Genomic DNA, 10,023 nt, shown 5'->3' with positions numbered 1-10,023 from the left:
CGGCGACCGCCCGTCAGGCCGTGCGGGCAGCACCGGGGGGCCGCTCCCCGCATGGTGCGGGGGCGGCCTGCGGCGCGGAGGTCAGTGGCGGCCATGCCCGCCCGTGTCACCGCCGCCCGAGCCGTCGAGACCAAATCCGTCGGTCTCGATCCGGCTGGTGTTGCGGTCGATGTCCTCCAGGTTGCGGTCCCGGGTGTCCTCCATGAGCCTGACCTGGCTGAGGGTGGCGTCGGTGATGCTCACCAGCGCGTCGCGGATGGACATCATGGTGTCCTTGGTGGTCTGTCGCTCCTTCTGCTCCTGCGGTCTGGCCTTCTCCGCGAAGTCGCCCGAGGTGCCGGGCCACGAGACCGTGGGGGCGAGACCGTCGAGGAACTCCTCGGTCATGCTCCTGGCCAGGGTGGCGATCTCCTCCAACTGCCCGGTCAGCGCCTCGATGCGGGCCGGGTCGACGTAGTACCGCTGTCCCATGTCAGTCCTCCCCGTCCTCGCCCAGCGCGTCGCGCCAGCCCGGGACCGCTCCGTCCGTGCGTGCCGTGTCCTCGTCGTCCTTCTCCAGCACGCCGGGGCCGAAGATGCGCTCCCAGTCCAGCTCGAAGCCCTTCAGTTCGGGCACCTCGCTGCTGGGTTCGGTGAACGGGGCCATCGCCTTCATCACGTGCCGGTTCATCTTCAGCCGCGCCGCGCTCGCCGCCTCCAAAACGCTGGCGGCAAGCTCCTGCGGGGACATGGAGCGGTACTTGTCCTCCAGGAATTCGACGCCGGTCAGCTCGCCCTGCGGGCCCACGGTGGCGCGGACGGCACGGTCGGAGGAGAGCACCGCGAACGAGGCCTGTCGCAGCTCGCGTTCGGTGCGCTCGACCGCCTCCTGGGCCGACCGGAGTTCGGCCATGGCCTTCTCCAGACGCTGTTCCAGTGGTTCCGTCACGTCCGCTCCCCTGATGTCTCACGTCTGCACAGTCGATCTTGCCCGGTGAGGTGTCCGCCCCGACAGCCGGGGTCGAGGGGTGTTCGCCTGCCGGCCCGGGCGCGGCCGTCGTCCGTCGCCGCCGTCATCGCCCGATGACGGCCGGCGTACCGCCGTCCTCGGTGCCCCACACGTCCGCGTCCTCCTCCAGGTAGTCGGCGGACGTGGTGACCCTGCGACCCTGGTCCGTTGCCTCCTCCTCCGGGGAGTCGCCACCGGTGGTGGCCACGCGGGATGCCGGGGACAGGAACGTGTCGCTGTCCTCCTGACGGTTCCAGGGGCTGCGCCGCCTGCGGTTGCGGCGCTCGCTCTCCTCGGCCGCGTCGACCAGGACGGCCCGCACCCGCTCGCCGTTGCCCTTGTCGCCGCCGCCTCCGGCACCGCCCATGCCGCCCATCGGCATACCGGGGGTGCCGGGCATGCCCGGGGCGCCGGCCGTACCGGACGCGGCGACCGGGCCGAGGGAGCCGCCGGTCGCGGTGGTGCCGTCGGACAGCGGGGCCGCGGCGCCCGTCACCAGGCCGTCGGTGCCGACGGAGGCACCGGCGGTGAGTCCTGCGCCGGTGGCCGGGCCGAGGGAGCCCCCGTTGCTCAGATCGAGGTCGGAGGGCGACAACGTCTCGGTGCTGGTGCCGCCGCCCACGCCACCGCCACCGCCGAGCGTGTCGAGGGCGTCGAGCTCGTCGAAGATGCCACCGCCGACCGAACTCGTCTGCGTATTACCGGTGTTGAGGTCGTTCAGGTTCACCGTCTCGGTGTTGCCCTGGGCGTCGGTGACGGTGGCGATGCCGGTCTCCGGGTCGACGACCTGGGTGCTGCCGTCCGGGAATTCGGTGGTCAGCATGCCGTTGTCCAGGGAGGTGACGGAACCGTCGGGATTGTTCACCTGCACGCCGTGGGTCAGGTCCGTGGTGGTGACGGACCCGTCCGGGTGGGTGGCGGTCAGCATCCCGGTCTGGGTGTCGAACGTCGCCCGGGTGCCGTCCGGGAACCGGGTGAGCAGGTCGTCGCCGGCCAGCGACGTCTCGCCTCCCGTGGGCGTCCGAAGTCCCGAGCCGGTGTCGGAGTTGAGGCCGTCGAGGCTTCCCAGGTCGAGGTCGCCGAGGCCGCTCAGGTCCCCGTTCGACTGGGTCGGCAGGTCGCCCAGGGAGCTGAGGTCGCTCCGGCCGTTGAGGTCGCCGAGGCTGCCCAGGTCGGTGGTGGTCGTCGTACCGTCCGGGCTGGTCGTGACCGCCCGGCCCGTCGACGGGTCGATGCTCTGCGTCGTGCCGTCCGGGAACGTCGTCGTGAGGTTTCCGTCATCGCCCAGCGATGTGACCGAGCCGTCCGGGTTGGTCACCTGAAGGCCGTTGCCCAGATCGGTCGTCGTCACCGAACCGTCCGGGCCGGTCGTCGTCAGGGTTCCGGTGTCCGGATCGAAGCTCGTGCTGCTCCCGTCCGGGAACCTGCTGGTCAGTTCGCCGCCCGTCAGCTGCGTGGTGCCGCCCGTCGGCGTGTCCAGCACCCCGCCGCCGGCACCGCTGTTGAGGTCGCCCAGGCTGCCCAGGTCGGTGGTGGTCGTCGTACCGTCCGGGCTGGTCGTGACCGCCCGGCCCGTCGACGGGTCGATGGTCTCCGTACGGCCGTCCGGGAAGGTCGTGGTGAGCTTGCCGTCGTCGGTGAGGGAGGTGACGGAACCGTCCGGGTTGGTCACCTGCAGGCCGTTGCCGAGGTCCGTGGTAGTGGTCGTGCCGTCGGGCCCGGTGGTGGTGAGCAGCCCGGTGTCGGGGTCGAAGCGGGTGCTGCTGCCGTCCGGGAACCGCGCGACCGGGTCGCCGCCGACGAGGCCGGTGGTGCGGTCGGACGGCGTCCGGGTGCCGCCGCCGGAGTTGAGGCCGCCGAGACTGCCCAGGTTGGCCGTCGGGGGCACGGCCGTCCGCTGGTCGCCGCCGCCCGTGCCGCCCGTGTCGCCCAGACCGGCGAGGCTCTCGTTGACCGCGTTGTTGGCGTCGCCGAGAGCGCCGAGGTTCTGGGTGAGCGAGCCGTCGCCGCCGCCGTTGATGCCGCCCACGTCGCCCAGACTCTCGGTGACCGGGACGTTCCGGTTCAGCACGTCGTCGAGGCCGTCGAGGTCCGTCGTCGTCCGGTCGTTGAAGGTCCGCAGCTGCTCCTGGGCCTCGTCCGCCTGCTTCTCCTGCTCGGCGCGAAGCTCGTCCTGGTACCGGCGGTCCTCCTCGCGCTGCCGGTTCTGTTCCTCCCGCAGCTCGTCCTGGTACCGCTTGTCCTCTTCACGCTGGCGCTTCTGTTCCTCGCGGAGCTCGTCCTGGGCCCGCTTGTCCTCTTCACGCTGCCGGTTCTGCTCCTCGCGGAGCTCGTCCTGGTACCGCTTGTCCTCTTCACGCTGCCGGTTCTGCTCTTCCCGCAGCTCGTCCTGGTACCGCCTGTTCTCCTCGTTCTGCCGGTTGATCTCGTCCTGGGCCTCTTCGGCCTTGCGCTCCTCGTACTCCTGCGAGGCGGTGCTGGTCGACTTCGGTTCGGGGACGTTCTCGGTGAAGTCGCCGCTCAGGTCCAGGAAGGTGTTGTTCAGCGTGGACTGCACGCTCCGCGCGGGCTTGACGAGGTACTCGTCGACTCCCCGGCTCCAGATCTGTACGGCCTTGTCGCCGACCTTCGCCCAGTTGGCGATGTCGGTGAGGTCGCCGTACTCGGGGTGGTTCTGCGAGAAGCCTTCCTTCGGGTCGTGGTAGGTGGACGAGGAGTACGCCGAGTAGGTCGTCTTGATTTCGGTATTGGCGACGTTGTTCGCGTCGACCCACACGGCAAGGTCGTCCAGCACGTACCGCAGCACCCGGTGCGGGTCGTAGTAGTCGGAGTTGGCCCAGGTGATCCAGGCGTCCAGCAGCTTGTCGGCGGCGTTCTCCAGGGCCTGGCGGGCCTGGGAGAGGGCGCGCGAGTACACCGTTTTGCCGGTTCCGTCGCCCTCGCCGGTGCTGGGCGTCTCGTCGAACGTCTCGATGTAGGCGTCGTAGTTTTCGCGGATCTTCGTCAGCAGGCTGCGGAAGACCTCCGCGGCCTCGCCCTTCCAGGTGGCGTCCTCCCGGCCGAGGGCGTCCTCCCACTCCTTGATCTTCGGCCCCTGGTCCCGGAAGAACTGGGCCGCGAAGTCGAAGCTCTGACCGGTGGTGTCGAAGGACTTGAGGTCGACCGCGGCGTCCTCGGCCACCCCCAGGTTGCTGAAGCGGGCGTTTCCCGTGTTGCCGCCGCGCAGTTCGAGGAGCGCCGTGCGCGGGCCGTTCATGTACCGGGCGAGCGCCACGGTGCTCATCTCGTCCTTGTTGTAGTCCTTGAACTCGTTGCCCTCGCGCACGGAGGCGTTGGCGACGTCGTCCGTCCCCGGGTCGGCGAAGATCAGCTCGTCGCCCGCCCGCACCCGGCCCTCGAAGACGATCCTGGCCTGCTTGATCTGGGTCCTCTTGCCGCTGTCGAAGAACCAGATGTCGTAGTCCTCGCCGGTGTTGCGCAGGAAGCCGGAAGCGTCCTGGACGAACGAGCCGAGGCCCCGGTCCCTGATGTCCATCCGGAACAGCTTGCCGCCGTGGTCGGAGCGCAGAGTGTCGAAAATGGTGCTGCGGTCCGGCACGGGGTAGCCCGTGATGTGCGTGACCAGGGACGCCCAGACGTCGGACGACGCGTCCGTGACGTCTTCGTACCTGTTGACGTTCTCTTCCGAGTTCTCGTCGTAACGGTCGACCACCGGGCGCCCTCTCTGGTCGCGTTGTCGTGGGTCACGCGACGGGGGTGTCGCGGGGTGCGGGTTCTCTAGGAGTCGGTGTCGTCACCGCCGCCGCTGCCGCCGGCGGTGAGGGTGTCGACCTCGTCGAAGTGCTGGAGCAGCGTCTGGGCGTCGATCGCGTCCAGGTTCTTGGCCTGGGTCTTCTCCGCCCCTTCGATGGTCTCGGTGAGCGCTTCCCGCAGCTCCTTGTACAGGTCGATCTGGTCCCCGAGGAGCGTGTCGAGAGCTGTGGCGGCCTCACGGACCCCTTCGAGGAGCTTCGGTCCGGAGACCAGCGGATCGGTGGCCATCTTGCCGATGCGCAGCAGCTGCTGGTTCTGGTCGAGGTTGTCCTCGGTGGTGTGGCCGTCGACGAGGTCGCCGAGCGGGCGGGGGTCGCCGTCCCCGCCCCCTTCGCGGTGCCTCTTCGCGCTCTTGTGAGCCCTGTCGACCTCGTAGTCGCGGAAGTTCGCCATCGCGGACAGGTCGAAGTGCTTGATGTCTGTGGGGTTGTCGGCCATCGGAAGCTCTCCTGCCCCTCGGTTCCGGATGCACGGGCTGTGAAAGGGACGGGGGCACACCGGGACGTGACCGCCACGGCGCGCCGCCCGCCTCTCGTGACTGACGCGGGCCGAGCCCGGCGAGTCTCAACGCGCGCGGACGTTGCCCCAGTTGTCGGCGCTGCGGCGCTCGTCGCGGGAGTGGTTGTCGTGGATGGACTGGATCAGGGTGCCGTTGTCGTTGAGCAGGACGGCCATGTTCTTGGTGGCCTGGTCCCACTGCATCTGCACCTGGCGGTACATCTCCTGGTCCGCACCCTCCCAGGAGGCGACGAGCGGCTTGAGCTCGTCCTCCAGGTTGTTGAGGGTGGTGATGATCTGCTGCGTCTGGTCCGTCAACTCCTCGACGGCCTTGCGGACCACGGAATACTGCACGTCGATGATGCCGTCGGCCATGACGTCTCCTCTCTGGTGGCCGGACGCCTCGCGTCCGGCGGGCTCGAACAGCGCGGCCTCACTCAGGGCCGCACGGCGCGGGACGTGTCAGAGCAGCGCCTGGAAGACGCCCTGACTGGTCTTGCTGTTGAGAACCTCGGTGAGGTCCTGGTTCTCCTGCGCCAGACGGTTGGCGGAGGTGACGTTCTCCTGGAGGGCGTCGATCATCTTGCTGATCTGGACGACGACCGTCTGGGCCTCCGCGTTCCAGCTGCGGAAGAGCTTCAGCAGGGCCTGACCCTCGTCGCCGCCGACGCCTGAACGCGAGGCGATCTCGGCGACGTTGTTCTGGATCTTCTCCACCTGGCTCCGGGCGGTCTCGAGGGACGAGACACCTCCCAGGCCCTTGGCATAGTCCGCTTTCCTCGCGGCGCTGTCCGCCATGTCGCGCTCCCTTCGTTCGAGCGATCACATTCGAGCGATCACATCGCACCGTTGCCCGCTGAGGCTAAGTAGAGGCTCCCGTTCCGCGCAACGCGCTCCGGAAGTTTTCGAAGTTCGGAGGTTGGCTCAAATTATCTGTCGGGGCCGGAAGTTGAGCGCAGGTTTCGATCGGATGAACAGTCTCGCCGGACCGAACTGTCCGTGATGCGGCGTCCGTGCGGGCGGTAGACCCGATGCGGGCGCCATTCGGGCACGCCTAAGCCGCGAACGGCCATCGAGCGGGCCCGCGGGCCGGAATATGCGCGCCATCCGGTCACATCATGAGAGGGTGGCGGGGCCGGGAATTCTGAGCTTTCTCTGAGGTTCGACAGCGACCAGAATGAACAAAAGGCTCGCGAACCCAGTGCCCGCTGCATCTGCCCCGACCGGTAATAGCCCCGACTCTCCGCCTTTTTCGCCCTCAGAGGCCCCTTTGAGTTCCTTGCCGGGACCGTGGCGTGGTGTCCGCTGCGTCCTGAGTTGCCGACGGGGCCACTGTGACGAAGCTCGCAGCCGTAGCCTTCCCGCCCGTGTCCCTCACCTCCTGCTGCGCGGCCCTCTCGCAGTCGGGTGCCGTGACGCGGGGCTTCGCGGTGCCGGAGGCGACGTCCGGGTCCAGGTCCGCGCCGGTCGGCAGCGTCGCGAGCAGCGGAGCGGGCACGGAGTCGATGTCGCCCGTGGTGTACCCGAGCGCCTTGAGGGAGTCCTCTGCGGGGACGCGGTACTTCACTCCGTTCTCGGCGACCAGGTAGGTGGTGCCCGCGTGGGCGGCGCCGCTGGCGTGCAGCGCTCGCACCAAGGCACCGTGGCCGGGCCGGACGACGGTGGCGTCGGTCGGTACGCACGCCTGCCGCACGGGGGCGTCGGTGCCCGCCGACACCGCCACCGGGGCAAGTTCGGTCAGCGGGGCCAGCACCGAGCCGATGCGGGCGCCGCTGTCGCCGCCGTCCACCTGGGCGCACAGCGCGCTGCCGCGCGGTACGGACTGCGGGGGCGGCGCGTCCGGCAGGCCCGCCGTGCCCGCCCGGCCGGCGTCCTCGGCCTGGTGCTCGCGCAGCGCGTCGGCGCCGACCGTGCGCGCCTCGGGCGACTCGCCCTGGTAGGCGTCCTTCTGGGTGGCGGGGTCGCCCAGCGCCAGGGCGGCGCCGAGCCTGGTCAGCGGCACCAGGCCGTCCTCGCGCAGCAGGTGGTAGGAACCTTCGCCTCCGGGCACGCTCACCTCGAAGACCTGGCCGATACGGGTGGGCTCGCCGCCGAGCTCCGGGCCCTCGCCCCCGCGTCCCGGCACGTCCGGCGAGCGCAGTCCGGGGCCGGGGGCCAGCGCGTCCAGGAAGGCCGCCGACACGGGCACCGGCTCCTCCGATCCGTAACCGAGCGCGGTGCGGGCGTCGGACTTCTCGTCCAGCGGCAGCCGGCTGCCCCGCCACACCAGGTACTCCGTCTTGTCCGGGCCGCGCACCAGTACCGCGCGGTCGGCGGCGATGTCCGTGGTGTCGACCGGCGCGCCGGCCACCAGCGTCGTCGCCCCGGCCCTGTCGACGGCCGAGGCGGAGACCGCCGCAGAGGTGCTGGGGTCCGCGCCGTCCGGGCCGGTGACGCACATGTTCCAGGCACCGTTGTCGAGTTGCCCGGCCTCCGGCAGGCCGTCGGGGGCGCCGGGAATGCCCACCGGACCGCCGACGGGCACGTCGCGCAGCGAGGCGGTGCCGACGTCCTCCGTCGGCAGGTCGGCCCCGCCGATCAGGCGCGCCGAGGTGTAGTTGCGCACCGGGTGCAGTACGCCGTCGGTGCCGGTCCACAGGTAACGGGCGCCGGTCTCGCGGTTGACGACCAGGTGCCGGCCGTCGCGCCAGCTGTCGTTCCCGCCGGGGCGCAGCAGGCCGTAGACCACGGTGCCGGCACCGATGAGGACGGTGAACAGCACGCCGAAGACGACACCGCGGGTGGTGCGTCCGAGCGGGCTCTCGGGGGCGTCCGGGTCGCCCGTCAGCAGGCCCGAACTGAGCCTGCCCATCATGAAGCTGTGCGCCTGTACCTGGTCACGCTTGGACTGCACGGCCTCTCCTCTTCTCGTCGTCCATGTGCCCGGTGGCGCGGGCACGCCCTATGGCGTTCTCTAGCCGAACAGTCCGCGCAGCCAGCCGAAGAGACCGGCCACCCACAGGCTGAGCGGCAGCAGCGCGACCGCGAAGACGGTGTGCGCCAGCTCCGCCGCGCGGCCCCAGTACGGCAGCATCCGACGCCCCGGTACGGTCCAGGTGGCGATCACCAGGCCGGCGGCGGCGGCGAGCAGCACCGCGAAGACCACCAGACGGGTGTCGCCGTCGCCGTCCACCGCCCAGGCGCGGGCGAGCAGCAGCAGGCCCGCGACGCCCGGCAGCGCCAGCGTCAGCCGCTGTCCGATGTGGACCAGGCCGCGGGAGTGCAGGAGCAGCAGCAGGCTCAGCACGAGCGCGGTCAGCACCTCGGGCAGGTTCGGGTGTTCGGCGAGGACGACGAGGGCCGCCACGGCGGCGGTGCCGGTGGCCGCGAAGAGCGCGGTCACCCAGCGTCCGGCCAGCTCGGTGCGCTCGGCGACCTCGTCGCCGGCGTAGGGCTCGATGCCCTCCTGCAGTTCGCCGGCGGAGGACGGCAGTGCGGGCATCCGCATGCCGGCCAGCTTGAAGGCGAACGGAGCGACGGCACCGGCGCCCAGCGCCAGGACCACCATCACCAGCGCCACCGCAGCCGGCGCTTCCATTCCTGCGTAGCCGATCAGCATGCCGGTGACGGCGGTGGCCACCGCCACCAGTGCTGTGGCGCACAGGGCCGGGGCCCCGACGGCGGTCGCCGCGAGGGCGAGCACCGCGCCGCCCGCTCCGGCGGCGCCCGCCGCGAGCAGGCGCGCGCCCACCACGCGCGCGGCGTCCGGGCCGGTGAGGTCGCCGCCGGGCAGGACCCAGCCGGCCAGAGCGAGACAGGGTGCGACCAGCAGGCCGAGGACGGTTGCCGTGAGCCGGTCGCCGACCGCGCGGCTGGCCGAGGCGGCGCCGGCGAGCACCAGCACTCCGGTCACACCGGCGCAGGCCACCCTCAGCGAGCCGGAGCCGTCCAGCCCGGGCCGGAACACCAGCATCAGGGCGAGAGCCAGGGTCGCCACCGCCGTGCCGCCGAGCAGTCCGCGGGCGGCGTTCGGGCTCCAGGTGCGCATCCGCCGGCCGACCGTGTCCGATATGCCGTCCACGAGGTCGTCGAGACGGGCCTCGGGGAGGGACTCGGTGTGCGGGCGCAGGTACAGGACGTCGCCGTCGGCGAGGCCGGCTCGGGCAAGGGTGGTCTCCTCGTCGAGCGGGGCGTCACCCAGCCGCTGCAGCACCCAGCCGGCATGGTCGAGCCCGGCCTCCTCGGCCTCCTCGCCGACGTACCGCAGCAGGGTGGGCAGCAGATCGGAGACCGGTACTCCGGCGGGCACGGCCAGGTCGACGGAGACATTCGGCGCACGTACGGTCAGGCGGCACAGTTCGGCCACCGTGCTGTCTGTCATCAGCACAACTTTCGTCATCCGTGGGGGGGGACTTCGGCAGAAGGACTTCCACGTGAAGGGGCGGGAGCAGAATACGGAACGCGGGCACGGCGGAGCAGAGGGGTCCCGACGCCAGAACATCAGGGGAATTCGGGGCCGCGTACCGAGCGGTACGCGGCCCCGCGTGGACAGGCCGCGCTCGGTGAATGCAGACTACTGCCTACGCCCGTCGGATCGTGTCGTGGGCCTCGCACCGCTCCCGCAAAGGGAGTTGCCCGATGCGGAAGTCCCGTGCCCGATTCCCGCCCGGAAATTCCACGTGACTTCCGCTGCCCTACGGGCCGCCCGAAACCGACGCGGTAGAACCCGGTCCACCGCCGGGTAC

Annotated in this window: 8 protein-coding genes; all 8 read right to left on the bottom strand. The window is 70.9% G+C overall.

The features are described from left to right. Positions 1 to 81: 81 nt before the first annotated feature. The 8 genes from AY578_RS32710 to eccD all read right to left on the bottom strand — a co-directional run bounded on the left by AY578_RS32710 (position 82) and on the right by eccD (position 9,659). A complete protein-coding gene (locus AY578_RS32710) occupies positions 82 to 471 on the bottom strand; it encodes a hypothetical protein (RefSeq protein WP_019523860.1) in 390 nt (129 codons plus the stop codon). Between the two features lies 1 nt (position 472). Next, a complete protein-coding gene (locus tag AY578_RS32705) occupies positions 473 to 928 on the bottom strand; it encodes a YbaB/EbfC family nucleoid-associated protein (RefSeq protein ID WP_019523859.1) in 456 nt (151 codons plus the stop codon). A gap of 124 nt (positions 929 to 1,052) precedes the next feature. Continuing rightward, complete coding sequence (locus AY578_RS32700) at positions 1,053 to 4,700, bottom strand: AAWKG family protein (RefSeq protein WP_026243683.1); 3,648 nt, start codon at positions 4,698 to 4,700, stop codon at positions 1,053 to 1,055. Between the two features lie 65 nt (positions 4,701 to 4,765). Next, complete coding sequence (locus AY578_RS32695) at positions 4,766 to 5,239, bottom strand: type VII secretion system-associated protein (protein ID WP_019523858.1); 474 nt, start codon at positions 5,237 to 5,239, stop codon at positions 4,766 to 4,768. Positions 5,240 to 5,365: 126 nt separating this feature from the next. Then, positions 5,366 to 5,674: a WXG100 family type VII secretion target gene (locus tag AY578_RS32690; RefSeq protein WP_019523857.1), complete on the bottom strand. Its 309-nt coding sequence runs from the start codon at positions 5,672 to 5,674 to the stop codon at positions 5,366 to 5,368. Positions 5,675 to 5,761: 87 nt separating this feature from the next. Further along, complete coding sequence (locus AY578_RS32685; RefSeq protein WP_019523856.1) at positions 5,762 to 6,097, bottom strand: hypothetical protein; 336 nt, start codon at positions 6,095 to 6,097, stop codon at positions 5,762 to 5,764. Positions 6,098 to 6,557: 460 nt separating this feature from the next. Beyond that, a complete protein-coding gene (gene eccB, locus AY578_RS32680) occupies positions 6,558 to 8,192 on the bottom strand; it encodes a type VII secretion protein EccB (protein ID WP_258906852.1) in 1,635 nt (544 codons plus the stop codon). 60 nt (positions 8,193 to 8,252) lie between these two features. After that, positions 8,253 to 9,659 carry a type VII secretion integral membrane protein EccD gene (gene eccD / locus AY578_RS32675; RefSeq protein ID WP_026243682.1) on the bottom strand — a complete coding sequence of 469 codons (1,407 nt, stop codon included), beginning with the start codon at positions 9,657 to 9,659 and terminating at the stop codon, positions 8,253 to 8,255. Between the last annotated feature and the right edge of the window lie 364 nt (positions 9,660 to 10,023).

Source organism: Streptomyces thermocarboxydus (assembly GCF_024760485.1).
GTDB classification, from domain to species: Bacteria; Actinomycetota; Actinomycetes; order Streptomycetales; family Streptomycetaceae; genus Streptomyces; species Streptomyces cellulosae.
This window is presented reverse-complemented; position numbering and strand designations above follow the sequence as displayed.